General features: G+C 57.4%; 37 protein-coding genes. All 37 read right to left on the bottom strand.

Annotation, left to right across the window (positions count from 1 at the left end):
- Positions 1 to 3: 3 nt before the first annotated feature.
- Positions 4 to 3090 (bottom strand): coiled-coil domain-containing protein, encoded by a 3087-nt coding sequence (locus BMX75_RS11810; RefSeq protein WP_092828172.1) that lies wholly within the window; start codon positions 3088 to 3090, stop codon positions 4 to 6.
- A 64-nt stretch (positions 3091 to 3154) separates the two neighbouring features.
- Complete coding sequence (locus BMX75_RS11805; RefSeq protein WP_217639878.1) at positions 3155 to 3562, bottom strand: hypothetical protein; 408 nt, start codon at positions 3560 to 3562, stop codon at positions 3155 to 3157.
- Positions 3563 to 3623: 61 nt separating this feature from the next.
- On the bottom strand, positions 3624 to 3881 hold the full coding sequence (locus tag BMX75_RS11800; RefSeq protein ID WP_175474732.1) for a DUF1799 domain-containing protein: 258 nt from the start codon (positions 3879 to 3881) through the stop codon (positions 3624 to 3626).
- A 77-nt stretch (positions 3882 to 3958) separates the two neighbouring features.
- Entirely contained in the window at positions 3959 to 4312 is a 354-nt protein-coding gene (locus BMX75_RS11795) for a hypothetical protein (RefSeq protein WP_092828168.1), read from the bottom strand.
- A gap of 14 nt (positions 4313 to 4326) precedes the next feature.
- Positions 4327 to 5268, bottom strand: coding sequence for a phage tail tube protein (locus tag BMX75_RS11790; protein WP_092828166.1), 942 nt, complete (start codon positions 5266 to 5268; stop codon positions 4327 to 4329).
- Positions 5225 to 5398, bottom strand: a complete 174-nt coding sequence (locus BMX75_RS18075; protein WP_175474731.1) for a hypothetical protein — start codon at positions 5396 to 5398, stop codon at positions 5225 to 5227. The genes BMX75_RS11790 and BMX75_RS18075 overlap by 44 nt, the downstream gene beginning before the upstream one ends.
- A gap of 61 nt (positions 5399 to 5459) precedes the next feature.
- Positions 5460 to 6188: a phage tail terminator protein gene (locus BMX75_RS11785; protein ID WP_092828164.1), complete on the bottom strand. Its 729-nt coding sequence runs from the start codon at positions 6186 to 6188 to the stop codon at positions 5460 to 5462.
- A complete protein-coding gene (locus tag BMX75_RS11780) occupies positions 6185 to 6637 on the bottom strand; it encodes an HK97-gp10 family putative phage morphogenesis protein (protein ID WP_092828162.1) in 453 nt (150 codons plus the stop codon). Before BMX75_RS11780 ends, BMX75_RS11785 begins: the two co-directional genes overlap by 4 nt.
- A complete protein-coding gene (locus BMX75_RS11775; RefSeq protein WP_092828160.1) occupies positions 6624 to 6959 on the bottom strand; it encodes a phage head closure protein in 336 nt (111 codons plus the stop codon). Before BMX75_RS11775 ends, BMX75_RS11780 begins: the two co-directional genes overlap by 14 nt.
- Positions 6960 to 6962: 3 nt before the next feature.
- Complete coding sequence (locus BMX75_RS11770; protein WP_092828158.1) at positions 6963 to 7523, bottom strand: head-tail connector protein; 561 nt, start codon at positions 7521 to 7523, stop codon at positions 6963 to 6965.
- A 91-nt stretch (positions 7524 to 7614) separates the two neighbouring features.
- Entirely contained in the window at positions 7615 to 7845 is a 231-nt protein-coding gene (locus BMX75_RS11765) for a hypothetical protein (RefSeq protein WP_092828156.1), read from the bottom strand.
- 73 nt (positions 7846 to 7918) lie between these two features.
- Positions 7919 to 9217: a phage major capsid protein gene (locus BMX75_RS11760; RefSeq protein ID WP_092828154.1), complete on the bottom strand. Its 1299-nt coding sequence runs from the start codon at positions 9215 to 9217 to the stop codon at positions 7919 to 7921.
- 69 nt (positions 9218 to 9286) lie between these two features.
- Positions 9287 to 10228 carry a S49 family peptidase gene (locus BMX75_RS11755; RefSeq protein WP_092828152.1) on the bottom strand — a complete coding sequence of 314 codons (942 nt, stop codon included), beginning with the start codon at positions 10226 to 10228 and terminating at the stop codon, positions 9287 to 9289.
- Positions 10213 to 11490: a phage portal protein gene (locus BMX75_RS11750; RefSeq protein ID WP_092828150.1), complete on the bottom strand. Its 1278-nt coding sequence runs from the start codon at positions 11488 to 11490 to the stop codon at positions 10213 to 10215. The genes BMX75_RS11755 and BMX75_RS11750 overlap by 16 nt, the downstream gene beginning before the upstream one ends.
- Positions 11490 to 11687 (bottom strand): hypothetical protein, encoded by a 198-nt coding sequence (locus tag BMX75_RS11745; protein ID WP_092828148.1) that lies wholly within the window; start codon positions 11685 to 11687, stop codon positions 11490 to 11492. Before BMX75_RS11745 ends, BMX75_RS11750 begins: the two co-directional genes overlap by 1 nt.
- Positions 11681 to 13396, bottom strand: a complete 1716-nt coding sequence (locus BMX75_RS11740; protein WP_092828146.1) for a terminase large subunit — start codon at positions 13394 to 13396, stop codon at positions 11681 to 11683. Before BMX75_RS11740 ends, BMX75_RS11745 begins: the two co-directional genes overlap by 7 nt.
- A 6-nt stretch (positions 13397 to 13402) precedes the next feature.
- Positions 13403 to 13873 carry a phage terminase small subunit P27 family gene (locus BMX75_RS11735; protein ID WP_092828145.1) on the bottom strand — a complete coding sequence of 157 codons (471 nt, stop codon included), beginning with the start codon at positions 13871 to 13873 and terminating at the stop codon, positions 13403 to 13405.
- Between the two features lie 111 nt (positions 13874 to 13984).
- Positions 13985 to 14350: an HNH endonuclease gene (locus BMX75_RS11730; RefSeq protein WP_092828143.1), complete on the bottom strand. Its 366-nt coding sequence runs from the start codon at positions 14348 to 14350 to the stop codon at positions 13985 to 13987.
- 239 nt (positions 14351 to 14589) lie between these two features.
- Positions 14590 to 15006: a hypothetical protein gene (locus BMX75_RS11725; RefSeq protein WP_092828141.1), complete on the bottom strand. Its 417-nt coding sequence runs from the start codon at positions 15004 to 15006 to the stop codon at positions 14590 to 14592.
- Positions 15003 to 15335 (bottom strand): phage holin family protein, encoded by a 333-nt coding sequence (locus BMX75_RS11720; protein ID WP_092828139.1) that lies wholly within the window; start codon positions 15333 to 15335, stop codon positions 15003 to 15005. The genes BMX75_RS11725 and BMX75_RS11720 overlap by 4 nt, the downstream gene beginning before the upstream one ends.
- 58 nt (positions 15336 to 15393) lie before the next feature.
- Positions 15394 to 15879 carry a glycoside hydrolase family 24 protein gene (locus BMX75_RS11715; protein ID WP_281244557.1) on the bottom strand — a complete coding sequence of 162 codons (486 nt, stop codon included), beginning with the start codon at positions 15877 to 15879 and terminating at the stop codon, positions 15394 to 15396.
- Positions 15880 to 16271: 392 nt separating this feature from the next.
- Positions 16272 to 18329 carry a DEAD/DEAH box helicase gene (locus tag BMX75_RS11710; protein ID WP_092828135.1) on the bottom strand — a complete coding sequence of 686 codons (2058 nt, stop codon included), beginning with the start codon at positions 18327 to 18329 and terminating at the stop codon, positions 16272 to 16274.
- 11 nt (positions 18330 to 18340) lie between these two features.
- A complete protein-coding gene (locus BMX75_RS11705) occupies positions 18341 to 18919 on the bottom strand; it encodes an Aca2/YdiL-like domain-containing protein (RefSeq protein WP_092828133.1) in 579 nt (192 codons plus the stop codon).
- The gene (locus tag BMX75_RS11700) at positions 18916 to 19383 is read right to left on the bottom strand and encodes an AcrIF11 family anti-CRISPR ADP-ribosyltransferase (RefSeq protein WP_092828131.1); all 468 of its coding nucleotides are present in this window, start codon (positions 19381 to 19383) and stop codon (positions 18916 to 18918) included. Before BMX75_RS11700 ends, BMX75_RS11705 begins: the two co-directional genes overlap by 4 nt.
- 89 nt (positions 19384 to 19472) lie before the next feature.
- On the bottom strand, positions 19473 to 20129 hold the full coding sequence (locus BMX75_RS11695; protein ID WP_092828129.1) for a hypothetical protein: 657 nt from the start codon (positions 20127 to 20129) through the stop codon (positions 19473 to 19475).
- Complete coding sequence (locus BMX75_RS11690; protein ID WP_245748516.1) at positions 20129 to 20668, bottom strand: VRR-NUC domain-containing protein; 540 nt, start codon at positions 20666 to 20668, stop codon at positions 20129 to 20131. The genes BMX75_RS11695 and BMX75_RS11690 overlap by 1 nt, the downstream gene beginning before the upstream one ends.
- Positions 20635 to 21006, bottom strand: coding sequence for a hypothetical protein (locus BMX75_RS11685; RefSeq protein WP_092828125.1), 372 nt, complete (start codon positions 21004 to 21006; stop codon positions 20635 to 20637). The genes BMX75_RS11690 and BMX75_RS11685 overlap by 34 nt, the downstream gene beginning before the upstream one ends.
- Entirely contained in the window at positions 21003 to 21314 is a 312-nt protein-coding gene (locus BMX75_RS11680) for a hypothetical protein (protein WP_092828123.1), read from the bottom strand. Before BMX75_RS11680 ends, BMX75_RS11685 begins: the two co-directional genes overlap by 4 nt.
- A complete protein-coding gene (locus BMX75_RS18335; protein ID WP_281244556.1) occupies positions 21304 to 21438 on the bottom strand; it encodes a hypothetical protein in 135 nt (44 codons plus the stop codon). Before BMX75_RS18335 ends, BMX75_RS11680 begins: the two co-directional genes overlap by 11 nt.
- On the bottom strand, positions 21429 to 22145 hold the full coding sequence (locus BMX75_RS11675; RefSeq protein WP_092828121.1) for an adenylosuccinate synthase: 717 nt from the start codon (positions 22143 to 22145) through the stop codon (positions 21429 to 21431). Before BMX75_RS11675 ends, BMX75_RS18335 begins: the two co-directional genes overlap by 10 nt.
- Before the next feature lie 141 nt (positions 22146 to 22286).
- Positions 22287 to 22571: a hypothetical protein gene (locus BMX75_RS11670; protein WP_092828119.1), complete on the bottom strand. Its 285-nt coding sequence runs from the start codon at positions 22569 to 22571 to the stop codon at positions 22287 to 22289.
- A gap of 257 nt (positions 22572 to 22828) precedes the next feature.
- The gene (locus tag BMX75_RS11660; protein ID WP_092828115.1) at positions 22829 to 23146 is read right to left on the bottom strand and encodes a helix-turn-helix domain-containing protein; all 318 of its coding nucleotides are present in this window, start codon (positions 23144 to 23146) and stop codon (positions 22829 to 22831) included.
- Positions 23147 to 23156: 10 nt separating this feature from the next.
- A complete protein-coding gene (locus tag BMX75_RS11655; protein WP_092828113.1) occupies positions 23157 to 23372 on the bottom strand; it encodes a hypothetical protein in 216 nt (71 codons plus the stop codon).
- A gap of 2 nt (positions 23373 to 23374) precedes the next feature.
- Positions 23375 to 24106 carry a hypothetical protein gene (locus BMX75_RS11650; RefSeq protein ID WP_092828111.1) on the bottom strand — a complete coding sequence of 244 codons (732 nt, stop codon included), beginning with the start codon at positions 24104 to 24106 and terminating at the stop codon, positions 23375 to 23377.
- A complete protein-coding gene (locus BMX75_RS11645; protein ID WP_092828109.1) occupies positions 24097 to 25101 on the bottom strand; it encodes a helix-turn-helix domain-containing protein in 1005 nt (334 codons plus the stop codon). Before BMX75_RS11645 ends, BMX75_RS11650 begins: the two co-directional genes overlap by 10 nt.
- Positions 25098 to 25418 carry a hypothetical protein gene (locus tag BMX75_RS17970; protein ID WP_139197163.1) on the bottom strand — a complete coding sequence of 107 codons (321 nt, stop codon included), beginning with the start codon at positions 25416 to 25418 and terminating at the stop codon, positions 25098 to 25100. The genes BMX75_RS11645 and BMX75_RS17970 overlap by 4 nt, the downstream gene beginning before the upstream one ends.
- A complete protein-coding gene (locus BMX75_RS11635; RefSeq protein ID WP_092828105.1) occupies positions 25419 to 25718 on the bottom strand; it encodes a hypothetical protein in 300 nt (99 codons plus the stop codon). It abuts the gene before it with no gap.
- Positions 25719 to 25752 lie beyond the last annotated feature (34 nt).

The following is a 25752-nucleotide window of genomic DNA, read 5'->3' as shown; positions in this document are numbered from 1 at the left end:
GCGTCAGCTCCCGGCCAGCACGCCACCGGGGCGCTTGTGTTTTTGCAGGATCTGCACCACTTGTGCTTCGAAGGCCCGACCCATTGCTCTACCCTGGCGCTGGGCATCCTGTTCGCTAACGCCCTGTTTAGCTTCAACGGTTACGGGTGCATTAATCGTGATACCGCCACCGCTGCCGCCGCCCTCTCTAGCGGCCATTCGGTTTGAGCGCTCCAGGTATTGCTTTAGGTCATGGTTGGTACGGTTATCCACTACACGCTCGCCGCGCTCAAGGTTCCATGTACCGCTATTGGGAATTGAGTCGATACCGTCGTGAGCCTGGCCAGAAAGCTTAACCAGCCCTTCAGCACCGATCATTGCGGCATTTGCAATGGCCATGCCCTGCACCATAGACGCCTGACCCGCCGCTGTAGCCATTAACGTTGCCGCCTGCGCCTGCCCGCCGATCGGGTTCATGGCAACCGCTTTCGCGGCCGCAACCTGGCCTTGAATCATAATGTCGGTCGCGGCCGCTTTGCCCTGCATTAAAGTCTGCGCGATCAAAAAACCCTGCGAGGCGGCGAAGAGCGCCTGATTAATGGCGCTGCCTTCTTCCGTCATCGCCGATATGCGGCTGAGCGTTTGCGCGGCGCCTGCCGCTAGCGTGGCCTGAGACTGCAACTGGTTGATAGCCGCATTGGCTGACTGCTCATTTTGCAGCGCCATGATTTTCTGGGCGGCTTCTTCGTGAATCTGGCCTTCTTCGTTCTTGAACTGGCGCAGCATATCGATCTGCTCGGCGTACCAGTTCTGTTGCTCTGCGCGCTGCTGCTCGATGCGGGCAAACTCTCCGAAGGCACCACCCACGCTGGCGTCGGCATTGCCAACTTGCGGAGCGTTTCCAATCTTGTCGACACGCTTTTTCATTTCTTCACGGGCATTGAGTGCATCCAGCTCACGGCCCAAGGTAATGATGTGGTTCTTACGCGACTGATCCAATTCGCTAAGTGCGCCTTTTTCAGTCTGATAGCGAAGCTCAGCAGCTTTGGTGGTATTGCCGAATAAGGCGATCTGTTTTTCAAGCTGCGCAGCGGTGGAGGTGTATTGTTTTTCAAGTTGCTCAGCGGCGCTGGTGGCGTCCTTTGCTGACTGACGTGCCGCGGTGGCAGCTTCTTTTTGGCTTTTCTTCTGGTCTTTCAGCGCTTCGTCTTGAATTGATAGAAAGGCTGTGTAGCCGCGCATGACGTCACTGACGCCTTCCCCCATTCCGTCCATGGCACGGATAGCGGCACCCAATGCTGATCCACCGTCTCGCGTTGCTGCGATGCTTTCGCGTAGCTGGTCGTTGTATTTGCCCCATGCCTCGATTGTTTTGTCACTGGGGGCGCCATTGTTTACTGATCTGCCAGCACTATCGGCACTTCGGCCAATTTCATCGAGCCACTGATCAAGGGTGCGAAAAATGCTGACACCAGATACCTGGGACTGCAGAACGTCCTGCCATGCTTGATCGTACTCTCGAAGCCCCTCTTCATTTGCAGCAATGACGCGATTTTGTTCCTGAAGCTCGGCCATCAGTTCAGAGATCTGGCCACCCGCAGCGCCAGGGCGACCCTGGTACATGATACTTTCTTGCTGGCTTTGCTCTTGCAGGGTGGCGATTTGGCGCTCTAACTTTTCGGCTTCAACACGCGCTTCTGCCAAGTCTTGGACGATAGACACGCGGTTATTGCGATATTGCGCTTCAGTATAGTTATCCATGCTCTTTACGAGCTGGTCGACTTCTTCTCTCGTTTCGCGAGCGGCCGCAGAAGCAAAGCCAAGAGAATCGCGGAAATAGTACGCAGCGCCGCCTGCGATCACCGCCGCGCCCATTGGTCCGCCTATTAAGGCCAAAGCCCCACTCAAACCACGCATTGCCACGCTTGCTCTTGTGGCTGCGGCGGCCGCTGTATTCACAGCTGCTGTGTGGGCGGCCTGAGCAGCTGTGACTCGATCCGATGCGGTCGCGAGGTTTTGCAAAGCAATTGCATGGGCGTTAGTTCCCACAGTCGCTTTTGCTTCCGCTACTGCTCGGGCCCTCAAGATATTAGCTGACTGGACCTCAGCTGCCGTTCTGCGAGTCGCGGCAGCTGTGGCGGCTGCTTCTGCTCTGGCGTCACTGATATTAGCAACGGTTTTTTTAGCGACACTCTTCGATGATTTTATAAATGCGCCAGCATAGCGGCCTGCCAATAGCGCCGCTAGCACAGTCGCGCCATCCGTGAAGGTGTCAAGAATCGCCTCAGCGCCGCCCATCTCTGCAACCCAGGCACTGGTGGCCTGCATGCCACTGGTCATGGCCGGTACCAAGTCAGCCAGGATCTGGCGGGAGAGCCCCTCGCCCACTGCCTGCATTCGGGTCACTTCATCATTGAAGCTTGCCATCGCATTGGCCGTATCCTGGCTGATGGTGAGCCCCAGGCGAGCCGCTTCCTCACGCTGCGCGCGGATGGCATCAGTGCCCTGGTTAACCACCTGCAGGAGCTTCACGCCTTCGCTGTCCCAGATTTTCTGGGCGAGGGCCACACGGTCCGATTCTTCCGCCACGCCGCTCATGGCTTCGGCGATGCGCTCAAACTGGTCTTCCGGCGCCAGCTGGGCAAGCTCGGCGGCCGTCAGGTTCAGCGTTTTCAGGGCATCTTGCGCCTCACCCGTGCCCTGTGCGGCCTGGGCGATCCGGCGGCTTTGGCGCTGCCAGGCTGTTGTCAGTTGACCAAACTCAACGCCAGCAAGCTTGGCGACATAGTTGTATTCACTTAGCGCTTCAGTGCTTGCCCCAATACGCAGGTTGGTTTTCTGGAGTTGGTCGGCAAAATCGATTTGCCCCCTTAGCGAGTTCGCGGCAAAAACCCCAGCCAAAGCGGCCGCCACGGGCGCGGCAGCACGACGCAGCACCTGGAGCTCACGGCTAGTCCCATTTACGCTTTGCCTAAACTGCTTGCTGCGGCGCGTTCCACGGTTAAAGGCTTTGTTGAGCTTGCCCAGCTCTTCATCGGTGGAGCGGATCGCTCGGATGCCGCCGCTGGCATCACCGGTAATGATTAGACCTGTTTTGTACTGGCGAGCCATGGACACCTCGATTTTCAGGCATAAAAAAACCCGCCGTAGCGGGTATATGTAAAAATGTCATCTATCAGTAAGCGGTGGGCGATATATCCATACTACCGGTAGAGTCGATAGATATTCGGTAGCGTGTCTCGTCACCTTCACGTGCCACGAATTCAGCTTCCTTTAATCCCCCCATACAGACTCCACGGGAGTTAATACCGACAATATGGCGGCCTGGCTTCAAATAAAAACCTGCTGTCTCTCCAGGCCCAATCTCGGCGGCATGTTTCCCATCAATGGCGGTATCCGTTCTACAACCCGAACCGAAAAATCCGTTATCACGGGTCACCACGAATCGAGCATTTCCGTCGCCTTTATCCTGAAAGGCGTGAAGTCTTTCATCGGGTACTGGGTTTGCTGACTCTGACGATACAGGTGACGTTGAGCACCCTGACAGCAGGACGACAACCCCCAATAGTGCGATTGTTTTCATTTGAATTCCCTTGAGATATATACCTTTCAAACGTACCGCAACGAGTTCACCCAGGCTAGCTTCACTTCGAATTTAGAATTTCCAGCGCTCCCGCCTCGATCATCCTGACTTGAGAAAGCAACTCTCCAGAGCTATCCACATGACTCATGCGCATCACTGCCTCAAGGGCGGTATAGTCAAGGCCTTGGTAGAAAGCACCAGCAATGCCGGAAACAATGCGCCATTGACTGCTGCACGCCTGAAAAATATCCAACGCTTCGAGGTGGTCGGGCCAAACCTCGACTGTCTCCGCGCGCTGATAGCGTTCATCCAGTGACACACCCAGAACCGCTGCATCATCGCCGAGCTCGTTTCTTCCACCCCGGCCGGATTCCGCCCAGTGCCGACCGAGGGTTCTTAGTTTTTTTGCTTCGCCTCTCCTGCTCCCGCTTGCGCTCTCAACCAGCCGTTAATGATGGGCTCACGGACATAGGAAATATCCATTAACTGTGAAAGCAGCTCGATGTCGTACGGCAGCACTTTACCGTCTTCGTCCTTGATGCCTTCAATGTCAATCACATCACGGGCCATCAGGTCATCATCGTTAGGCCGGTCTTCTGGCGAAGCGTCGAATATTTCTCGCTGCTCGGTCACGCTTAACAACCGGTAGCGTACTGTGATGGTGTGCTGCGTTGATTTACCCCTGTCCCCTGGGACGTTAATAAGTACGCTTAGCGACACGTCTGGGATCGGCTTTAATTTGAATGTCATACGGACTTACTCCTTTATTTAAACGTAATGGCGATTTCATCATCGCCAGCATCGGGGGTGTATCGGGCGTCCATTTGGTAATGCACCAGGCCATCGGCGTCATTGCGGGAGAGCGTCGCCAGCTGAACTTTTGGCCCACGGATGTTGACGATGTTGCCCGCTGTCTTGCCGTGCTCAAGCTCAATGACACCGAGCGTCACGCCTTCGTGGCTTTCCATTGCCTCGAAATAGTTCTTGGTCGTGATGTCAGGCGCTTCAATCTCAACCTGGCCCGACACGCTGCGATCGGTGATATACACGCCCTCGCAGCCAATCAACGCGCGGTGCACAACCTCGTTGCCCAAGCTGAATGACATGGACTGACCGCAGCCCTCATGACCGTGAACGCTGAACGTGGCGGTGTTTTGCTTGTTCACTACCAGTTCGTCCGCGATGTCGGTGACAGTCTGCGTGACGGGGTCGGTGTGCGCCTCGGGCCGTTGATAAAAGCCGGTCATGGTGTATTGCATGGTCGGGTATTCTTTCGCGGTCAACGAAAACTCAATAGTGCCGCGCGCACCCGGCACCTTCTGTAGCTGGCCGTCTTCCACAAACCACACGCAGGCGCTTTCGTGTTCGTCGGTGGCAGGCTGGTAGGTAACGCTCTCCGAGCCGACGTCAGACACTATCGTTTCCGACATACCGCAGGCGCGCAGCAGCAGGCCAAAGTTTGGCGGCGTGCCCGCTGTACCAGAGCCTGCCAGCGGGATGGTCGCCGTCACGGTGGTGTAAGGCGCGGCGTTGGCCTCTACCTCGGCACCAAAGGTTTGGCGAATTCGCGCGCGTTCTACGCGGTCCCCTTCGTAGGGGCTGCTTTCCAGCTCCGACACAACGAGCAAAATAGCGGCCGCGAGGTCTGCACCCGCGCCGTATTCACTCTCCGGTGCTACTAGCAGCAGTTTCTTGCGAGTCTTCATTGGGTGACTCCTCTACGGGTTGCTTGGCCGCTTTGGCAGCGGGCTGAACTGGGGCGCGTTTGTGACCGCTACGCTCAACGAGCACGCGCTCACCGTTGCGCATGACATAGCGGCCGCCTTGGTTGGGCATGGGGAGATTCCTCCAGGCATAAAAAAACCCGCACGCGGCGGGTGGTTGGGGTGGGTGATGATCAGCTACGAATCAGGCGGTCGTAGCCATATAGCTCACGCCAATAGACGTGGCTGCCAGAGACAGCCACGCGCTGCCCACCTGCGTATTCAAGCGGGGCGAAGGCATCGGCTGGGCTTTCTAACCCCAACAGAGCCGACGATATGGCACGGCGCTGGGCGTCGATCTCTGATTGCTCGGCCACCAGTACCACCGCAATCAGCTCGGTGACGGTTTGGCGGACCTTCATTGTGCCTAAGCCGTTGGGCGTGGTGTTCGCCTGCACAGGGTGCACGAACGCGGCAGGCAGCGCGGGGGATGCCATGGCCAAGCTGGTGACCTGCAGTTCGAAATGAGCACGGTACTGTTTCTGGTCGAATTCGTAATCGGTGGCGGCGTCTGTGATTTCCCAGCCCTCGATGCCGCTTTGGTCGGCTACGCGCTCGATCAGCTGTGTGCTCATTGTGCGAAGCGGGTCGAACGTTGGTGCCCTTAGGCTCAGGACGTAGGTGTCCTTGCGCCCCAAGCGGTAGCCGTCTACCTCGATGCTGCTTTGACCCGCCAGGTTGTAAACGCCGTTGGTAGCGGGGGCGTCTGCCGGTAGGTTAAGCGGCCAGAGGGCGCTATCCACAACGGGGTCCACCAACTCAACCAGGCCGGGCACGGTGTCGGCTCGGCTGGGGTCGGCTTCGCTACTCGGCGCGGCGGTGATCCCTGCCCCGCTCAGCGCGGTGATGATGTCATCAATCATGCAATGGCCCCTTTGCTGCGCTGGCGATCGAGGTATTTGGCGAGCCCTTCATAGAAACGCCCGGGGGCGCCGCTTTGATGCTGTTGCATGGCGGGCCATAGGAACGGGTTGGCGTCCATGTTCTCGGTGCCGTGCTCCTGCCACATGCCCTTGCGCCCTTGCCAAATGCCATTGATGCGTCGGTTGGTGCCAACCAATATGCCAACCTCACCTGCCTTAAAACCTAGGCGGCTGCGCTGACGTTTGTTGATGTTGCGGTGGCCAATCGCTTGGGCCATGTCACCACTTTCGGTGGGTGCCTCTGACTTGGCGGTTTTCTTTACCGGAGAAACAACAGAAACCAACCCCGCACGAATGGCGCGCTCTTTGAGGTTATCTTCCAAATCTCTGAGGTCGCGCTGAATTTCCTGAAGCTCCGCCCCCTGAGCCTGCCAATCAAACCCACTCATGACACATCAGCTCCAGTTCACGTCGGCGGCCGCCCATATCAATTGGGCGTCCTTCCAGTTGGTAGGTAATATCACCGTGACGCAGTCGCAGGGTTTTGCCGGTAGCGGCGGCGATGTCTGCCCGGTACCGCAAGCGAATGCGGGCAGTGGTTTCGGCGTTGGCTTCTTGTGCGGCGAATAGCGTACGCCCGCGAAGCTGTTCGACCTCTGCCCATACGGTAGTGCCTGGCTGCCATTCACTCGGCGTTGCGCCAGAGTCAGTGCGCTCGCTCTTGCCCCACCATTCGAGAGTGACCTGGTGGCGTAATTTTCCGGCCTGCATTCATCACCCCACGCTATGGATTCGATACGGCTCTAACAGCATCTCAACGCCCATCGGTATTTCGGTGGCAATGGTGCCGATCGCAACGCTTTCGCGGTTTTCATACCAATGGCCAACCAGCAGCAACACAGCCACGTCGACATCGGGCGGTGTTTCTTCAGCGCCAGCGGTGGCGGTAATCGTGACGCTCTCGGGTTCGTCAGTTGTATGTGGCCACTCGGTGCCCCACTGCGGCGCCAGCAACGGGTATATCGGCCGGGTGTCGAGCCTCAGTGTTTCGGCATCGAGTGATTGCTCGACACCCTCAGCATCGATGTAGTCCAGGGACTCAATGGCAGTGACCGGTGTCCACGGCAGTTCTATGGCGTCACTGCCTTCCGGAAAGCCATCAAGCACCAACGTTTTGGTGGCCGTTGCTAACGTTGCCTGCGTGTAGTTCTCGGCGTAATGATAGGCGGCGTTGATAAGCCCTTGGATGATCGCGTCTTCATCGATATAGGCCGTTGCTTCCTGTTCGGTCGTGGCTAACCGTAGGTGCAGTTTGGCGCGTGTTAGCGTGAGCATTCAGGGACTCTCTGTCGTCGTAGAAGCCATTAGCCAGAAACAACAACGCCGCCAAGTGGCGGCGTTGCTTAAGCGTTATCGGTGACAAGGCTCAAACCTTATCGGCACCTTCAGTACCCTTGGCTGGGGTTTGTTTCCCCGCGGGCTTTTCTTCATTTTCTTCAGCTTTGACATCAGCACTACGCACCGCAATCTTTCGATCTTCCAACTGCTTAGCGCGTTCTTCCGGAAAGCCTGCGCGGTCGCCTTTGGAGTAACGGCCCCAAGGTTTACGGAAGGTCATAGATACTGTCTGGCGTTCGGTCTTCTTGACGGCTGCCATAGTGGCACTCCTTTAATGACAAGGTAAGCAAGCACTACCCGCCAACGGCGGGCAGGCTTAAAGGTGGCTGAAATTACCAGGGCACTTCAGTGCCAAGTACCAGGCCTTCCGGATGACGGAAAGCAATGTCATGCTCTTTCACCATGCGCAAAAGTGACTGGTTACGCGAGAACGCGCTGACCAGGTTGTCGCCCGCATCCTTGTAGGTCGCTTCGCGGCTGAAGTCGATTGTCATCATGTCGCTTTCACCGATAACGACATCGTTCCAATCAGCAAAGAAGATCTCGGTTTCGTTATTGTTGGTGGCACCCGAGGTATCGAGGTTATTGGGGATAGTGGTGGTGTGCTTGATCGGCCAGCCTTTCAACTCCCCTTGTGCCATTTCGGGGTAGACCTTGTTGCCATTGCCATCGCGCAATCCTGCTAGCTTCATGTAGGTACGCGGCGCCAGCGCCCAGCCTGGTGCGATCAAGAGGCTATCGCTTTCCATCAGGGTCAGAATCAGTGCATCGAGGTATTCATCAATGCCTGCCATATCAACCGTGCCTGACCAGGGAACTACGCGGCCTTCATCCTGGCAGATCTTGGCAAAGCCCGTCGGGGTGTCGCTGGTACCGGTATCGCGTAGAAAGGCCTTGTCTTCACGAACGGCCATGCTGGCGATCATGTCGTTAAGGAACATCTGCTCGACGTTGAACCCGGCGCGACCTATCAGCTGGTTGCTCATCGGTACCAGGGTGATCATGGTCTTGGCCTGCAGTGCAACATCATTAGTGCTGCCTTCAGAGGCCAATACATCAGACCCTTCGCCCACATAGCTGGACGTGGCGCCGGAAGCCATGCGCGGGATACTCAGGTTGCCATTGGGTAGCGGCATGGTCTGAGCGCCCAGGCCACGAACAACCGTGCGCGGGCGCAGGAGCTCAATCACTTCATCGTGCATGTTCTGCGGGATCAGTGAGCCACCTGATGCAGAGCTGGTATCGATCGCCATGGCCACGTCGGCGTCACCAATTTCACCACTGGCAAACTTGGAGGCCAACTGCATATCGCCTTTGCCTGCGGCAACGGCCATGGCCATACGCGCCACTTTGGCGCCTGGGTACTGCTTAAGCTCAGGCTTGGTGTGAACGGCCGGGGCCTGGCCACCGCCAAAGGCAGGCACGGCTTCGGATGCCGCAGCGTTCATGCGCTCGATGCTTTCAGCTCGAGTCAGGCTCGCGCTTAACTTGTCGAACTCGGCGGCCAACTTGTCAAATTCAGCAAGCTGCTCCTCGTTGAGCTCCCCGTTTTCGGTTTCGACAGCCGCCAGGGCCTGCACCTGCGCGTTAATCTCGGCACGCTTGCGGCGGAGTTCTTCGATATTAGGCATGATGTTTCCTCTTCGTTTAGGCACAAAAAAAGCGGCTCGTGGCCGCCGATATGTCGCTCCGCCGCGTGGCTAGAGCTGACAACTGGTATCGAGCGCTCGCGCCTGGGCACGAATGCTCCGGTTGTTTCTTGGGGTGGTCCCAGTGTTGCTGGTGTAACGTTGGGCGATGGTATCGATTGCGTCTTGCGCGGGGGCAATCTCATCAATCAGCTTGGCGCCAAGGGCTTCTTTGGGTCGGTACAGCCGCGCCTGGGTGTCTATCACCGCTGACACGTCTAGCCCGCGGAAGCTCGCGACCGACTCTGTGAACTCGGCATAACTTTCATCCAATATTTTGTTGATTTCCTGCACGGTTTGATCGGTGATCGGCTCATGTGGTGAGTTGTTGTTCTTGTGATCGCCGCGATAGTAGGTGTTGAACGTGATGCCCATCTCGTCTTCCATGCGGCTGACTTCGTAAGTTTCGACAATCACGCCAATGGAACCCACCCCCGCCGTTGGGCTGGCGACAATGCGCGAGCAGGCTGATGCCAGGTAATAGCCTGCGGAGTACGCGGCGAAGTTGACGATCGCCGTGATCGGTTTGATCTGCGTGCTAGCTCGAATGAAGTCGGCAAGCTCCTTGCAGCCCATGGCATGGCCACCGCCGGTGTGAAAGTCGAGCACGATCTCTTCAACCATTTCATGCTTGAGCGCGGCGTTGATTTGGCCGCGCAGCTTTTCATAGGAGAGGATCTCTTCGCAGGCAGCGTTGATGTGCCCGCGGCGCGCAACCAGTACGCCATGCACAGGAATGATGGCCAGGCGGCCAGCAACGTTTAAGCGCTGCATTTCGCGCTCTTCGCCACTGCCTGAATCCAGCCCCAGGCTTTGCGGCAGGTCATGGGTGCGCCCCAACAGGCGAGGCTCGAGGACGTTGCGCACGGCCTGCACAAGCGTGGGCGTGGCGTAGAGGGGTGTGTTGAACACCATCGACGCGATATGCGGGTAGTTGATCATTGCTGAGTGCATGCGAGTATTCCCTCGATCTCTTGCATTTGTTGGGGCGTGGCGTTGAGCGAATTCTGTACCTGCGAGTCGACCATGTTCATGGGGGTCAGGTAGCGGTCTCCACCACGGATGGGCGGCATGTTCTCAAGCCGACGGATGTCGTTGACGCTGAGCCAGCCCCACTGACGGGCAATGGCGTAGGCTTCAAAGCGTGACTTCTGGTCACCGCGTAGCAAGCCGGACACGTTGAATTCGATATAGAGGTTCTTGCGTTCTTCCGGCAGTAGGAGGTCGCGCATCATCGCGGCCTCTTTGCGCTTTATCCACGGCATCAGGGTGTAGATGACGAACTGCAGCCCCAGGTGCTCGATGTTGTTGAACGTGGCTTTGTCCAGGTGCTGGATCATGTTGGGCGCCACGCGATAAAGGCGGCAGACTTCAACCACGCCAAAGTTTCGCGACTCCAGCAGCTGCGCTTTTTCGTTGTCCATCGCCAGCTGCTTGTACTGCATGCCCTCTTGCAATAACGCTACCGAGAAGGCGTTGCGCAAGCCGCCGCCGTGGCGCTCTGTAAATTTACTCAGCAACCGATCGACAGAGGCCTGGTCTTTAATCGCCGTAGATTCTCGCGGCCGCTCAATCACGCCTGCCATCGTGGCGCCGCGCTGGAACACCGCGGAGGCATGTTGTTCGGTCGCCATGGCCAAGCCGATGGTGTCGGCGTTAGTCGCAATGGGAGAGATGCCGACAAAGCCATCCAGCGAGAACGCCTTGACATGATGCACTGAGCGCATCGGTAGTATCTGGTTCTTGTAATCCAGTAGCTGGTAGTAAGGCAGCCCGTCAGGGCCTTTCAGCACGCCCACCTTTTTGGGGTGGATGGGGATAAGCTCTGTTGGGTATCCCGCGCCGTCACGCTCAATCAGCGAGAACTCGTTGCCTTCCAGCGCCAGGTGCCCCATGCCCTGCTCGTAATACTCGAACGAAGTGTCTTTCCTGTTGGGCTGGCTATGGATGACATCGTATAGCGGGTGATCCGTCGCCCGATCGCGACCGCCCCGGTCGTCACGGCGGTATAGCTCGCAGGGCAACTGCGCCAGCGATTCAGCCAATAGGGTGACGCACCCACGTAACGCGCTAATGCCAAGAGCGGTTTCGGAGTTCACCATCGTGCCCGCCGCGCTTTGGCGGCTGGTATTGGAACTCACCCAGTTGCCTGTCCAGTTCTGGCTTTTCTGGGGGCTGCCTGTGGCGGCTGAGTTGAAGAGGCTGGGCCAGAACATTAGCGATCCTCTTCATTGTTTTTGGGTTCTGCCGGTTGAGTTGCCCGGGCTGCGGCTTGGGATACCAGCCATGACCAGAGCAGGCAGAAACTGCCCGCGACGATGTAGCCCGCCGCGGGCAGAATCAGCCACGCGCCAAACGCGACGAGCCCGACACCCAGCAGGCCGACTGTGAAAGTAATGAGATTGATCAGCATGTAACGTCCGAGGTGTCGTAAATGGATTCTTCCGGCTCGTCGTTTTCGGTGAGCACGGCGCGACCGAGTGCCATCAAGATGGCGATGATGCCGTCGATCTTGTTGTCGGGCTTTTCTTTACGTGGGTAGATGTTGTCTTTGGCGTCGGCCTTGGCCACGACGTTGCTGGCCATCCAGGTCAGCACTGGGTCTTTGCTGTGCCGGAAGCGGCCGCCGGTGATAGCGGCTTCCATTTCCCGCATGGCGGGGCTCATGTTCTGAACCGTGTTGCGGTACTCCACGATACTGGCGCCGTCTGCCATAAGCTGGTGCGCCAGCTGGGTAGCGCGCCAGGGGTCGTAGGCGATTTCGGTTATCTCGAACAGGCCTGAAAGGTCTTTGATGTCGTCACGGATGACATCGAAGTCCAGCTCTTCGCCATCGGTGATGATCAGGTCACCGCTATTTACCCAGGTCTCGTAAGCGGCCTTGTTGTTGCTGGCACGCTCTACCGCGCCTTCCGGTAGATAATTGCGAACGAACACGGTCCAGCGCGTTTTCATGCGCCCTTTCTTGTCGGGCACCTCATCACGAAACAGCAACGCGATACTGGCGATGTCGGTTTTGCTCGCAAGGTCGACACCTAACCAGCAGGGTTTGCCGATGAAGTCTTCAAGCTTTAGCGACTCATCTCCCAGCGCGTGCCAACTGGCCATGTTGAGCCACGCCGTCCGCGCACTCACCCAGACATTCAAGTGCTTGGTAAGGAAACTGTTCTGGCGGCTGGGGTAGCGCACGGCGTCCCGCTGCGCCTTGAGCAGAAACTCTTCACCTACCGATATACCGAAATTGGGGTTTGCCTTGCGTAGTACTGCAGGGTCTTTCCAGTCATCCCCCGGATCGATCGTGTAAATGATGGCGAACAGCTCGTCATTCGGCAGCGATTTATCCAGCATTTGCTGGGCCTGACGGCGCTTGTCGTAACAGGGCCCCGCCAGGTTGAAGCCCGCGGTAGTGATGATGAACATCAACCCTTGATCCCGAGACCCCATACCGGTGGCCATGGTGTCGTACAGATTGGGCTTATCGTGTTCGTGGAACTCGTCGACTATCGAGCCGCTTGGCGAAGAGCCGTCGCCCGGGTCGCCTATAAGCGGCTCGAGACGGCTGCCGTCTTCAGGGATCGAGATATTCTTGGCCATGATCTCGATGCCTGCCGCGCTTAACAGCGCTGGCGACTTCATCAGCATCAAGCGTGCCGGGCGAAACACCTCCCACGCTTGTTTCTCTGTGGTCGCACCACAGTAGACCTCAGCGCCGTACTCGCCATCGGCGCAAAACAACAGATTCGCAATGGCTGCTGCCAACACTGACTTGCCGTTCTTACGCTCTACCTCAATGTAAGCCTCTGAATAGCGGCGAAGCCCCGTCTTCTTTTTCAGCCAACCAAAGATGCTGGCAACGATAAACAGCTGCCAGGGCTCAAGCTTGATGAGCCGTTTCTCACGCGCCCATCTGCCCTTTGTGTGTGGCAGCAGTTGGATGAAGTCACAGCACCGCTCGGCTTCGTCTTTATCGAACCGGTACGGATTTGACCGGGACTTCTGCGCCTTGAGATCGTCCAGATGGCGCTGGCAAGCCTGCCGGACCTCCTTGCACGCGGGGATCCTGTTGGCCACTACGTCCCGAGCGTACTTGTTCGCGGCGTTGACGTTCGGGTAACTGGCCATGGAGCTTCATCGCTTTTTGCCTATCAGGTCTTTGAATGGGTTTCCGGCTTCTTTGGCACCTGGTACCGCAAGGCGCGCTCGGCTTGAAGGGTCCAGACCCAGCGCGCTGCCAAACGTCACTAGCTGTTTCAGGGATTCATTCGCCACGGTGCAGGCCGGGTTCTTCACTTCGGAATTCATGCCCGCCACCGTGATGCCGTTCTTGGCAATGTCTTTCTCTGCCGTTCGCCACCGCGCATAGGCGGCGCAGTAGGCTTCAAGATTCGCCAGGTCTGATCCAGTCAGGATCTTGGAGCTCACCAACCAGGGGCCGATTTTCTCCCACATCTCTATGCCGATCGGGTCCAGCCATTCGGGTGGCAACGGCACTTCGGTCAGTTCATCGCCCTGGGGTTCATCGTGGTTAACGGCGCGCTTTCCGGCATTGCCTTGCACTGCTTTCAGGTGGCTCGGTTTGGGTTTGCGACCTCTTGTCATTTGCTACTTCCTCTCGCCGACCTGATTTTTCAATTTCGCGGGTATAAAAATTTAATTATGGCGTCGGTGTCCGCTGGCGAGAGGCTGTAGGGATTTGATCCCCCCTCCCCCTCAGGCGTCCACGCCACGGCCCCGGCGGGCTTCTTCCTGGGTCTTGGCCTTGTGGCACGGGTTGCATATCGCCTCAAGGTTATCGTCAACGTCAGTGCCGCCTGAGGCTTCGTTGACGATGTGGTCGACTTCAGCTGCTGGCGTATAAATCCCTTTGCGAAGGCATGGCTGGCACAGGCCTTTATCCCGCTGCAGTATCCTTTCCCTAATACGACGCCACGGCCTACCGCCGCGGCCCGACTTCTTGTGGGCTGGCTTCTTCCAGGTAACCGCCTGATCGGCGTGCGTATCGCAGTAGCCGTGCTTGTGTGTAGTCTTGCCTGCGCACATTGGGGCGCGGCATGGGCGTGGCGGGGAACCGGGCATTAGTTGGTCAACACCTTCTTAAGCCAGCGGAAGAATTTAACGATCTTCGCTACCGCAGCAGCGAGCAGCCAAAAGCCGCGGTTAGTTGGAAGCGGCATTATTCACCCCCTGGATCATTAGCCAGTATCTCAACCACCGCCGCCCGGTCCGCATTGAACCGGCGGCGTAACGCCTCATACTCAGCCAGCAACAGCAGCAGCCCACGGTTGCTATCTAGCTTGGGCTCGGGCGCTGGTAGCTCACTCGTCAGGTGTGTCGGGATCGTCGGGCAGTCGCACGCCATCACCGGCGGTTGGCTGCTGGAGCTGGCGCACCCAGTCATCAACACCGCCAGGCACGCCCCGATCAAGCCAGTCACGTATTTCCGCATTCTGCTCTCCTAGTTGCTCAAGCGCGGCGTTGCTGGCGCGCATGTCCTCGGCGATGTCGTTCAGCGTCTTGTCACGTGTGGCCATGGCATCGTTGAGGGTTTTTATCTGCTGGCGCTGCCATTGCTGATGCTCCTGCAGTATCTCGGCGCGGTCGCGTTGGTGCTCGGCTTCTGCCTGGTAGGCGTCTCTCTCGCCGATCACGTGCTGCCAGTAGAAGAACACGGACGCCAGGGCCAGTCCGCTCACCACCAGTCCAACTGCCTTGGCTTTCAGTGAAGCAATCATTTGAGCCACTTCTTAAGGAAGCCGAGCAGCACTTCATACAGGCCGTCAGCCTTAGCACGGATCCACTCAAGCCCCATGATCGATAAGAACACGCAGGCAGCGAAGGCAAACTCATCAGGCAGACCGTAATAGTCCGTCAGCCAAAGGAAGCCGGGGTACAGAGACAGAGAAAGAATGGTGCCAACAGTCGCGCTCATCAGCGCCTTACGCCAGGGCCCACCGTTGTGCAGCACAGTGACAAAACCCACCGTGAACGTCGCTGCGCTCAGCAGCAGGTACGGAATCATGCTGATCAACCACTGCCAGTTGTTTGGGTCGCGGTTAGGCATGGGCCGGTTCTCTTTAATTCGTTTGTGCATGGCGCACCTCGCGGGCGGGCCTCGTCAGTTAGTCGATGGAAATACCACCAGCCGTCTTGTAAACGTCCAGCAGTTCATCTGTTGCCACTTCTCTCTGCCCATAGCCAGCACCGGGCAGGCTCGCCCAGATCTTGCGGCAGGCGTGAATGGCTTCTCGGATGCGGCCGTCATGGATCAGCGACAGCGCCTTGCATTGGCGGATTAGGTGAACAGCGCCCAGGTCCTGGCTGGCGGGCGTGAAGTCTGGCAGGTCAAAGCGCTCGGCCAGGTCATCCCAGGTTCGGGTCAGGAACTGATAGCGGCCTGCCGCACTGGAGTTGATCTCATATGCAGGCAGCCAGATCAGCTGGCGCGGGTGGTCGTCGTAAGAATTGAACAGCTCACCACCCACCAGGACGTTATAGCCATTCTCATCGCCGAAACGCGTTGTACCTTCAGCGTGAGCCAGCATGTCCAGGAACGCGGCCACATTGCCCGCCCGGGTATCAACAGGCTCGGGAGGCTCGAAGCGCAAGAGCTCCGCCTCCTCATACCAGTGAGTAGGCGAATGCGCCGACATATCGAGACCTCAGAAATAGAAAAGCCCCGCACGAGCAGGGCAAGGCGTAGACAGGTGGCTACGCAGGGGAGCAGTGCCGGTTACGTTTCCGGCGGCGCACTGTCGACCGCTGCGTGTCTATGGCGGCGGGCTGCGCTCAGTGAGTGCGCATACGCATAACCCGAGCATCATTGGTTTATTAACGGTCACTGGCTTGCCAACACCAGCTCGGCATTACCCGACTCCCGACACGAAAAAACCCCGCCGGGTGACCGGCAGGGCTTAGGGTGTGTGGCGGCTAGCGGCAACATGCGCCAGCCTAAATAAATGGTAGATCAACCGTGTCAATAACACAACATGTAGTTAGATCAATCTCCCAAAATTCTTACACCATAGGCTTGCTCAGCTTTTCGGATAGCTTTCAGCCTATCCTCATTGATTTTGTTTTGCCTATGAAGAGTTCGATGCCTTTTCATAAAGTTGCGAAGCTTGCCTTCTGGCCTTTTCCCTGACTGCAGTATGCTGGCCAAACGGGTGACGTTATCATTAAACACTTGTTCAAAATCACGTTCTAGCGGGATGCCCATTTCATTGAATGCATCAATGATTCCTTGCTCAAGAGAGCCATCTTTATATTTCTGACGTTGATACTTAATCCAGTCTGTAAACCCGCCTTCGGTCAATGGAATACCTTTTGATTTGGCTTCTCGAAGATCCCTCAGCATGCTTTCATATCGGTAAGCATCTACATCGAAATATACACCAAGCTGTTCAAGGGCTTTCTTTCGGCGCTCAGGCAGCGTGCCTGCCCGCTGCCTAGCCCGTGCATTTTTGATAAACCCCATAAAAGGGCCTGTACTTGCCTGCTCAACAGAGTTTCCCTGCTCAAGATAGCGCTTCAGCTGGCTCAACTGCTCATTGAAATGGCTCTCGCTCACATCCCAGACAAAGCCTTCACGGTTAAGTATGTCCACCTTTTCAGACGCCAAAAGCCCAAGCGAGAACTGCTTGCGCATGTGTTTAACCCAAATGCCCAGCGAGCCCGTGTTCATAGTGGGTACCAGCGCCGTGCCGAAGGTGTCTCGGTATTCAATGAACTGCTCAAGCCTCTCAAAAAACGAGGCATTCATTGATTTGATCATTCGCAAGCTAATAGAGCTGAGCAGCTTCTTATAATCAAAATCACCCGTTCCAACTGACGTGAAGCTGACGAACTTGCTTAACCCCTGCTCGAACTCCCACTCATTTTCTAGCCGCAGTTTAATAATCTGCTTGAGTAAGTCGTCGTTCTCAGCCAGGGCGCCTAACACCTCAATGACCGGATTGAAGTCACCGAACTCATCGGAATTTAGATCTGCCTTCGTGAGAGCCGGGATAATGACATACCCAAAATCCTTACCTGGGCTAACACGCATAGCTCGACCTGAGGTCTGAACAATGTCTTGCACCGAGGTTTTAGGGGTGCAGTACATGACGGCATCAGTAGCAGGCACATCAATACCTTCACCTAATACGCGGGCATTGGTAATAATCGCCTTATGTTCATTTCGGTATGTATTAAATGCCAGCAGGCGTTCATCCCGGGTCTGCTCGCTCGACACATGCACCACCTTTACGTCAGGAAGGTAGCGGGCAAGATACCCAACAAACTCTCGCGACTCCTCAATAGTAGCGTGATAGGTAATGACCTTATTAAGGTCGAACTCATGCATAGCCTTACTAAGCGCCAGCGCCATGGCAGGCATTTTTGTCTGGTCGTTAGGTTCTGACAGACTTTCTCTCGCCTCTTCATCGGTAACGGACGCAACCAGCACGCGATAATCGGTAACGGTTCCGTCTTCGATACCGCGCCGGAGCGGGTAGTTATAAACAATCGGCCCGTACTGCTCAGGATTGTCCATTGTAAAGAAGTGCTTATCCGTCTTACCGCTATAATCAGCATGACGAGGAGTAGCAGTCACAAACAAGCGCTTACGAATAGGCAGTGAGTCATCAAGGGTGGTAGAAAATTTCCCAGCAAAGCTGCCTGCTGTCTTGTGGGCCTCATCATAAACGGCTATGTCTACTTGCTTACCTGCCTCATCGAAAGCCTGCACGCACTCCGGTGCAGAATGATAGGTAGTCAGAACCGTTACAGAGGAATGGTGAGCTAGAAGGCCCGCAAGATCTTCCCTGTTCTCTGGGTTCTCATGATCAACAATGATCGTTAACTCATTTAACCCATCCCAAAGCCGTTTTAACTGGTTAAGCAGCATAACGGTTGGCGCCACCACCATTACCAGGTTGTGGTGTACGCGCTCAACGATAAGCCTAGACACAAGGGTTTTGCCTGACCCGCAGCACATTACGACAGTTGCTTTTTGCTCACTCTTAAAAGCGTTAGCAGCCGCATCTACAGCTTCAATTTGATAGTTACGCGGTTTCATCAACACCTCAGCTACACAATGACAACATGGCCTTTAGAAAAGGCTTCAGAAGCGACAGCCTGCTCTATTCGCCAGTCAATAATGCTCTTGCCGGGGTGGTCTCTTAGGTATTCATCAAAGCGAGTGTAATAAGACATATCAAAGCCCGTTTGCTTTGTGGCCAGGCTATCAATCTGCGCCTTAAGGTGCTTATAAATTTCGACAGCTGCCCACATTTTCTCTGCAACATCGGAAGGGATCTGATAACGTCCCGACTCCCAATATTGCCAGCTTCGAGCGGACACTTGCCCGATCTCTTCAGCAGCTTCACGAACATCAAGCATTAGCAGCTTTCGCAATGCCTGGAGCTCTGATCCTCGCATTTCATCAGCATGGACCCTGCCTGAAATGTTGGGCCTAGGCATAAGCTCCCTATCGTTTTCCATATCCACGAGGACATCTTGCACTGTTTGAGCTATGCCTTTTAAAGCGCCTTCCTGTGTATCGGACAGCCACGACAGCGAGGGAAACTCCGAACATAGCCCTACAAACTGCTGATCATCTTCTGACCACGTTATTGAATAACTGTAACGCTGGCTATCTGGCTTCACTTTGCTACCTCTTCTAGTTGTGACACACGGTCAGCCATGTTGATCAAGTAAGCGCGGCCTTGCTCATCATCCATAGCGACCCCTGCAAAACCTAGCAACAAGGCAGCTTCGCCCGCCATGCGCTGAATATCCCAAGACGCCTCTGCCAAGTCCTCAGGCTCAATATCACAGTCGATAGAGTGAACATCGGCACGCTGTGCGATCAGCTCTTCTGCCATATCCTCATCACAGCCAACGAGGTCAGCTACTTTCTGAACCAAGCCTGAAAGCTTTTCAGCATCTTGATGGTAAAAAAGTGACTCAGCATCAACGATTTGACTCTCATCAAGCTCAAGGGAATAGGTCACATAATCACCGGCTGTCATCACGTAGGGCGCATCAACAGTGAAGAACAAGAATTCACCAAAACGGCCAAAAGCATTGATTTCGGTAATTGCAGAAGGGCTAGTGTGCAGAAAGGTCATTGCGGGGCTCTCTCTAAGAGTTGGGTCGAACTGATTTCGTACCCTATGCCCCTATTATAGCTTCGCGTTTGCGAAGCTGTCAATATGATTTATAACTTTGCGAGTAATATAAGCGCTACCCGAGCTTGCTTTGCAGCGTTCTTTATAGCTATACCGTCCCTAAACAGCGGCACCACGTGCTTGGTCTCCACCCTCTCCATCCACACGCGGCTATCCTTCTCGTGCTTAATGGTGTCGTAACACACCAACGTCTTGCCGTGCATCACGCCGGGCGAGAAACCCAGGCTTTGCGCGTAGGGCCCCACGTTCGCCGCTATCTGGTCGTAGCTCTTGCCCCACGGGCCAGTCACGCGCCTGTCGGTTTTCGCCGCCTGGATCAGCGCGGCCAGCAGGTTGCGCGGTGTCAGCCGGGCATGCTCGAGGAACTGGCGGGCTTCCTCATGCGCCGCGTGGACACGAATTCCACGGTCATACGCAATCACCAGCGGGTCAGCGGCAGCGGTACCGCCGCCTGGATGCTCGCCCAGTTTTGCGGCAGAGCTGAAAGGCTGAAAGCCAGGATTCTCATGCGCGTACCAGGTGCGCCGTTCTACTTCCATATCGAGGATACGATTGACGAACACCCGGGCAGCCTCCGGATCATGCTCCTCATGAGACTCACGCGCGATCTCCCGCAACCGGCGCATTGGCATCCGCTCTAACTCTTCCCGCATCGTCATCCCCTCTTTCATCAATGCCATGCCCATTAGCCCTTCCTCCACTCGGTACCGTTTTGCAGCGCCAGCCGCTCGCCGACGATTTGCGTGCGCGGCCAGCTGGCGTATTCCCTGAGCACCGCCTTGGCTTCATCAAGACCCAGCGCCAGCACGGCGCAGTAGCCTTCGTATTCGCTGCCTTCAAGCCACTCGAACTGGCTAGTCGCCAGAGCGGCATCACGTGGCGGCGTTGCCTTGAACTCCAGATAAAGGCCATGCCACCCGCCACGCGCCTGCCTAACGGGTAGATCACTGACCCCCGCCTTCACGCCCTGCCGCTTGAGGTCAGACGCAGTCTTCTTGTTGCGCTGGCCACCGTTCGGGACGTGATAGATCGCGTCATATAACTGCCCCACCGGCTCGCCGCGCATCTTCTCGCCCAGCAGCCAGCGAATAAGCACGGCCTGTTCTTGGCCTTCCCAATCCACAGGGCGAGCGCGGGGCGTGCCGTCATTCTTGAGCGCGCGCGGGCGTCGGGGCTTCTGGAACCGCATCGTCATGCCTTCACCTTCCGCGCCTTGTTGAGCCATAGAAGCACGCCGCTCAGCGTATGTAGCGCCGCCAGCCAATGCATGCCGTGGTAGGCCGCCCAGGCAACAGCAATCCACCAGCCCAAAGAGAATGCCCAGCGCAGAACCGGATGTATGTACACGGGCTCTTCATGCACCGACCCCAGCCAAATACCGAGAACTGCCAGCACAAGCACCGCCAGCCCAATCGCCCACGCTGTGAACGTGGCCAGGTTGGCCAATCCGCCATTGGTAACTGGCGCCAGCCATGTAGAGATGATCAAAGCGAGAACCAGCACCATCGCGGCGGTGCGTTCCGATCGACCGTTAACCGCTTTCCGTTTATCGACGACTCTCACACCACACCTCCTGCTATCCGGTCGTTGAGGCGCTGCTGGCGCTCCCACTTGTTGTAGTCCGCCATGATCTTGTCGAGCATCGCCCGGGCGTCGTCGTTGTGGTCCAGCTCGGCACGGCTGTTGATACCGCACGCATGGCGAAGCCAGTCGGTGCAGTCGCTGGGCGTGTGCGTGCCGTCGGGTAGGTCGCTACGATCCAAGTCGTTTGCCTGGCGGCGCCGCTGGTCGAGGTACAGCCCAAAGCGAGAGTTCTGGCAGAGCATTGCCGCGCGGCGCGCTTGAAGACCGCCTTTCGCTTTATCCGTCATCCCGAGGGCCTCCATCGCCGGTATAGAAGTCGCCCGCGCCCCAGCAGAACGCGCCAGCCGCGCAAGCAATCACGATAAACACGCCGGTCATCACGCCCAGTAGGTAGATGTTTACTACGTCCATGGGTTACCTCCTGCTGCAGGCCGAAGCGGGCTCTTGCGATCCCCTCTATTCTCTGAGGAGTCATCAGAACCGCGCCGTTTGGCCGTCCATAGATCGAGCTTTAGCTTTCTCAACTCTTCCTGCATGCTGTTGCATCGCTGGGCCAGGCGGCTTTGCTCGCCGAGCGATTCGCGAAGCTTGAGGTTCATGGCCTCGGGGTCGCCGATGCGGGAGAACAGCTTGACCAGGATGAACTTCTCGCCGTCCCAGTCGCTTTCTTGGCGGTTGGCAGCTAACGCCTCCTGGTGGTTGACGTAATTCCTGGTATCCGCCAGAGCACGGGCGAAACCCGCCTTTGGTTTTACATGGCCGCGAGCGTTTACCCACAACAGCCCCCAGCCCTCGGGCAATTCGTCAGGCTGAATCATCCCCTCCGGACACATGAAATAGCGCCAGTTACCCAAGCCGCCTTCGATGCGGTGCGGCTTCTTCTTGTCCGACAGGAAATCGCCGCGGGATACCTTGACCTCAACTACCACCGAGCCATCGCTCGGCGGGTGGCCTGACTGACGAAAGCCGATCGCATCCGGTATCTCACCGGTCCAGCCCGAACGAACCTCGCTCACCGCCACGTGGCAGCCATGGCCGTTGTTGCTGTTGGGGCGTTTGAGCCACTTCACGGCAACGGCGCATAGCTCAGCGTGTGTCCATTCCTTCACATTACCCATGGGCGGCACCTCCCCGCTGCTTGGTCCTCATGCATTGCTTACACGCTGGCAACGGCTCACCAGTGCCCGGGTCGCGAAACTCAGCGGCAGCCTTACGGTAGTGGCAATCAGGGCACTTGGGTTGTATGTAGGCCTTATGCGTCATGCCGCACCCCCGGTGCTGGCGCCAGCGGTGTAGTAGCTCTCCAGCAACGGCACGGCAGGCAGCTCAACCGTGCCGGCGGCGGTCAGGCGGTAGGCGTACCCAGGGGCGTGCTCGACAAACTGCTGCTCGACCAGCGCGTCACAGGCAACACGGATCTCATGCAGCGACACCGGCAGCTTGTGGGCATGCGCAAGCGTGGTGAGGTGCGCGGCGTTGCACGAGGTCATTCCGAGCAATCGGATGACAATGTTCTGGTGGTCGATGGGCTTAAGCGTTGGCATGTTCAGGTACCTCCTGATCTTGCTCCTGTGCCGTGTCGGGGTCGCCTTCATCAATCCGCATTAGTTGCTTCTCGTGGAACACAGCAACATCCGGCACATATGGATGGTCACAGTCCCATTCGCCATGGCCGGTCGGCTCACCTTCGACTGTCGGCGATCCCTCAGGGCAGCGCGCTATAACTTGGCACTTTGTCCATGCCAGCCAAGGTTTTCTGACGGAATACGTAACGTAAGCCAGGCACCCCGGCTCAATCGGCTTATTCATCATTCACCTCGCTGTGAGCCACAACTCGCCCCGCATCGGTCAGCTGCAGCAGCTGGCGGGCGGGCTTGTCTTGGGTGGTACCCATCACGGTAATCAGATCCGCGTCGAGCAATTCACGGCAGCGGCCGCACACGCTGGATAGCGGCAACGCGGTGCGCCCTGCCAGTTGGTTGCGGGTCATCGGGCCAGCGGTAAGGGCCTCAAGAACGCGCTGCCGGCTGGCGCTTTGCTTTCCGCTGTGGCGGTGGTCGTGGAACGCCTCGGCGGAGACTTCGCGCCCGGTGGGCTGCATTACGGCGGTAGTGGTCATGATCGGCACCTTAAATTCGGTTGAGGGCCAAAAGGCGGATGGGCTGGCTGTTATTGGGCTGGCGCTTATCAAGCCCCTCTTTCGCAAGCGCCAGTGCTTTATCCATCAGGTAACGTTGCGGCGCGGGCAGCCACGTCCTTGTGGAAAAAATGCCGTGCTGCCAGCTTTCGCCCATGCCGCCCTCACGCCAGCGAGACGCCGAATAAAAATAGTGTCGCTCCATCATGATTAACGCCCTCCCGTGGCGGCCAGGGGCTCGCCTGCTTGTGCTAACAGTTCACGGCGGCGGGCCTCTTCCCGTTCCCGCGCTTCGCGGCGCTGCTGGGCCTTGCTGTCGACCGGCTGGTTGATGATGTCGCGTAGGTGGCTCACCACCTTCTTGCGCTGGCGCTTGCCCTCCTCGGTCACCGGCTTGTCAGGCGGCGGCAGCAGATGCGCAACCTTGGGCGCGGGTAGCTTTCCGGCACTCACGGCATCGTTGAGTACGATCTCGCGGCGCATCGGGTCATGGCCAAGCGATACCTGCCACTCGGGCTGGCGGGCTTCCGCTTTTGCGGCGGCCAGCTCACGCTCATACGCGGCGAGGAACGCCATCCGGGCACCTACCTTGTCGCGACCGTCCAGCACCGGCTTGGCAGCGGCGAAGGCCCGGGCAATCTCCGGCGTCCACACCACGGTCTCCTGCTCATCGGTGCTGTGCAGCGCCAGCGCCCAGGCCTCGTTACCGCTCAAATGAGCGTTCGCGCTGGGTAAGCGCTCAATGATCGCCGCCAGGGTCAGCTTGCCGTGTAGCTCGGCACGGCACCGCGCCAGCGCTCGACCAATCTCGGCGAACGGGTAGGCGTTGAGGTCGTCGGCAATCAGGGCCGCGGCGGCTGGGCGGATCTCCTGCCCCAGCACTTCGGCGGTGGCGTACACCAGTTCCACCACCTGGTCGGCTTCGTGGTCGGTCAATGGCATGTCGAAGACTCCTGCTGTTGGCGGCGCTCGGCCATGATCCGCTTGGCCTCCTCCGCGTTGCTCAGGTTGGTTTGGGTGCTGTCGACCTGGCGGGCCTTGGCCTGGGTCACTTGCTGCCCGGTGGTGAGTTGAGTGGTGATGGATTCGCAGTCCTGCAGCAGCAGGCCAACGGGGTGCATGCGGGCGGTGTAAAACTGGCTGTTGAGCTTCAGGTAGTACGCGGCCACGGCCGGAGCTCGGTCGGCACCCACCCGCTCGACCAGCTGACTCATGTTCGCCGCGGCCTTCTGGTTCCAGACCGGCCATGTGCCGTAACGCGCTCGGTAAGCACAGGCGTAGTTGGCCCAAGGCTTGAACGTCTTGGCGTTGGGGTCTCGGGTACCGGGCATGTCGGCAGGAATGCGCGCCAGCAGATCGGCGGATGATTCCTGCGAGGCACTGGGGGCTGGGTCTTGTTCGTCAGCGTCCAGATAATCACCCTCGGCAGCGGCTGGGCTTGCCCCAGGCGCAACCCTCTTACTGGACCCCTCTAACTGACCCCCTAAACCTGAACCCCTCTCTTCCCTGTTTTCCGAATACCCCTCTTCGGGATTTCGAGTAGGGTTCTCCGTATTTTCCGAATACCCCCCTTCGAGATTTCGAGTAGGGTTCTCACGATTTTCCGAATACCCCCCTTCGGTTTTCCGAGTACCCTTATCTCCCGTTTCCAGCGGGCGGCTCATGAAGATGCGGCGTTCGACAATTTGCTTGCCTTCACGCACCTGGTCGACGCGAATCCAGCCCTTCTTTTTGAGCGAGCTGATCACTTCAGAAACACGATTTGGCGACAGGCCGAAGAACTCGGCCAGCTTCTTGTTGGACTTGAAACAGCCCTTCTGGGGGTGCTGAAGGCTATCGATCTCGATCAGCATCACTTTCTCTTGCAGTGAGAGATCGCGATTCAGCCAGATTTCAGCGGGTATCCAGACACCGCGGAAGGCGCGTTCTTCGGTCATGGCGCACCCCACAAATAGAAAGCCACGCCGTCACCCGCTAAGGTGGAAGCTGCAACACCACCCACCAACTGAAGGAAAACGACGTGGCTGAAAACGACACACAGAAAATGCTTAAAGCCGTGCTGGTAATGCAGGCAGAAATGCTTGGCAGGATCGAGCGAATCGAGACGGCCATAAACACTAACCGAGACCCTGATATTGACCCGAGATTTGAGGCGATGGCAGAGCTTGAAAGCCTGATGGATGGCGATTTGGGCGCGAGCCTTCGGGGCGATATAGACGACTTGATAGCTGCGGTTAACAACGGGCGATAGCATTTACTCACCCCCGCTGCTGGAACGGTGGCGCGTCGCTTTGACATAACGCTGCACACGATGCGCCCAACCACGGCCGATGCTTTGAAGCTCTTCGCTGGTAAGGCGGTTATCGCCTCCCCGCAAGGAACGCTCGAGCCAGCCATTCTTGCGGCAGGGCATTAATGCAAAAAGCATTTCACCAACAGCGCCTTCAAAATGCCCCCCCTGCTCCATTCTGGCGACTACACGATCCAGCTCTGCACCACGGCCAGCGCGAGTGAGTCGAATCACGATGGCAATGCGGCGTAGTAGCTTGCTCATAACCACCCCCAAAACACTGTACGCCCGAACAGGC

The sequence above is a fragment of the Vreelandella subterranea genome (assembly GCF_900111305.1).
In the GTDB taxonomy this organism is placed as follows: Bacteria; Pseudomonadota; Gammaproteobacteria; order Pseudomonadales; family Halomonadaceae; genus Vreelandella; species Vreelandella subterranea.
The sequence above is the reverse complement of the archived record's forward strand: the minus strand, read 5'-3'. Positions and strand labels throughout refer to the sequence as shown.

Bases quoted from the DNA above. Each gene is read 5' to 3' on its own strand.
- BMX75_RS11725 (WP_092828141.1), bottom strand. From the start codon at position 15,006: ATGATTGCTTCACTGAAAGCCAAGGCAGTTGGACTGGTGGTGAGCGGA.
- BMX75_RS11755 (WP_092828152.1), bottom strand. From the start codon at position 10,228: ATGCACTCAGCAATGATCAACTACCCGCATATCGCGTCGATGGTGTTC.
- BMX75_RS11730 (WP_092828143.1), bottom strand. From the start codon at position 14,350: ATGCCCGGTTCCCCGCCACGCCCATGCCGCGCCCCAATGTGCGCAGGC.
- BMX75_RS11675 (WP_092828121.1), bottom strand. From the start codon at position 22,145: ATGGGTAATGTGAAGGAATGGACACACGCTGAGCTATGCGCCGTTGCC.
- BMX75_RS11645 (WP_092828109.1), bottom strand. From the start codon at position 25,101: ATGACCGAAGAACGCGCCTTCCGCGGTGTCTGGATACCCGCTGAAATC.
- BMX75_RS11775 (WP_092828160.1), bottom strand. From the start codon at position 6,959: ATGCAGGCCGGAAAATTACGCCACCAGGTCACTCTCGAATGGTGGGGC.
- BMX75_RS11670 (WP_092828119.1), bottom strand. From the start codon at position 22,571: ATGCCAACGCTTAAGCCCATCGACCACCAGAACATTGTCATCCGATTG.
- BMX75_RS11750 (WP_092828150.1), bottom strand. From the start codon at position 11,490: ATGTTCTGGCCCAGCCTCTTCAACTCAGCCGCCACAGGCAGCCCCCAG.
- BMX75_RS11710 (WP_092828135.1), bottom strand. From the start codon at position 18,329: ATGAAACCGCGTAACTATCAAATTGAAGCTGTAGATGCGGCTGCTAAC.
- BMX75_RS11790 (WP_092828166.1), bottom strand. From the start codon at position 5,268: ATGAAGACTCGCAAGAAACTGCTGCTAGTAGCACCGGAGAGTGAATAC.
- BMX75_RS11805 (WP_217639878.1), bottom strand. From the start codon at position 3,562: ATGAAAACAATCGCACTATTGGGGGTTGTCGTCCTGCTGTCAGGGTGC.
- BMX75_RS11690 (WP_245748516.1), bottom strand. From the start codon at position 20,668: ATGGCTCAACAAGGCGCGGAAGGTGAAGGCATGACGATGCGGTTCCAG.
- BMX75_RS11780 (WP_092828162.1), bottom strand. From the start codon at position 6,637: ATGAGTGGGTTTGATTGGCAGGCTCAGGGGGCGGAGCTTCAGGAAATT.
- BMX75_RS11655 (WP_092828113.1), bottom strand. From the start codon at position 23,372: ATGATGGAGCGACACTATTTTTATTCGGCGTCTCGCTGGCGTGAGGGC.
- BMX75_RS18075 (WP_175474731.1), bottom strand. From the start codon at position 5,398: ATGCCCAACCAAGGCGGCCGCTATGTCATGCGCAACGGTGAGCGCGTG.
- BMX75_RS11680 (WP_092828123.1), bottom strand. From the start codon at position 21,314: ATGACGGATAAAGCGAAAGGCGGTCTTCAAGCGCGCCGCGCGGCAATG.
- BMX75_RS11760 (WP_092828154.1), bottom strand. From the start codon at position 9,217: ATGCCTAATATCGAAGAACTCCGCCGCAAGCGTGCCGAGATTAACGCG.
- BMX75_RS11765 (WP_092828156.1), bottom strand. From the start codon at position 7,845: ATGGCAGCCGTCAAGAAGACCGAACGCCAGACAGTATCTATGACCTTC.
- BMX75_RS17970 (WP_139197163.1), bottom strand. From the start codon at position 25,418: ATGCTATCGCCCGTTGTTAACCGCAGCTATCAAGTCGTCTATATCGCC.
- BMX75_RS11745 (WP_092828148.1), bottom strand. From the start codon at position 11,687: ATGCTGATCAATCTCATTACTTTCACAGTCGGCCTGCTGGGTGTCGGG.
- BMX75_RS11720 (WP_092828139.1), bottom strand. From the start codon at position 15,335: ATGCCTAACCGCGACCCAAACAACTGGCAGTGGTTGATCAGCATGATT.
- BMX75_RS18335 (WP_281244556.1), bottom strand. From the start codon at position 21,438: ATGGACGTAGTAAACATCTACCTACTGGGCGTGATGACCGGCGTGTTT.
- BMX75_RS11650 (WP_092828111.1), bottom strand. From the start codon at position 24,106: ATGCCATTGACCGACCACGAAGCCGACCAGGTGGTGGAACTGGTGTAC.
- BMX75_RS11795 (WP_092828168.1), bottom strand. From the start codon at position 4,312: ATGACATTCAAATTAAAGCCGATCCCAGACGTGTCGCTAAGCGTACTT.
- BMX75_RS11735 (WP_092828145.1), bottom strand. From the start codon at position 13,873: ATGACAAGAGGTCGCAAACCCAAACCGAGCCACCTGAAAGCAGTGCAA.
- BMX75_RS11785 (WP_092828164.1), bottom strand. From the start codon at position 6,188: ATGATTGATGACATCATCACCGCGCTGAGCGGGGCAGGGATCACCGCC.
- BMX75_RS11695 (WP_092828129.1), bottom strand. From the start codon at position 20,129: ATGGGCATGGCATTGATGAAAGAGGGGATGACGATGCGGGAAGAGTTA.
- BMX75_RS11660 (WP_092828115.1), bottom strand. From the start codon at position 23,146: ATGACCACTACCGCCGTAATGCAGCCCACCGGGCGCGAAGTCTCCGCC.
- BMX75_RS11740 (WP_092828146.1), bottom strand. From the start codon at position 13,396: ATGGCCAGTTACCCGAACGTCAACGCCGCGAACAAGTACGCTCGGGAC.
- BMX75_RS11770 (WP_092828158.1), bottom strand. From the start codon at position 7,523: ATGCTCACGCTAACACGCGCCAAACTGCACCTACGGTTAGCCACGACC.
- BMX75_RS11635 (WP_092828105.1), bottom strand. From the start codon at position 25,718: ATGAGCAAGCTACTACGCCGCATTGCCATCGTGATTCGACTCACTCGC.
- BMX75_RS11810 (WP_092828172.1), bottom strand. From the start codon at position 3,090: ATGGCTCGCCAGTACAAAACAGGTCTAATCATTACCGGTGATGCCAGC.
- BMX75_RS11700 (WP_092828131.1), bottom strand. From the start codon at position 19,383: ATGACCTTTCTGCACACTAGCCCTTCTGCAATTACCGAAATCAATGCT.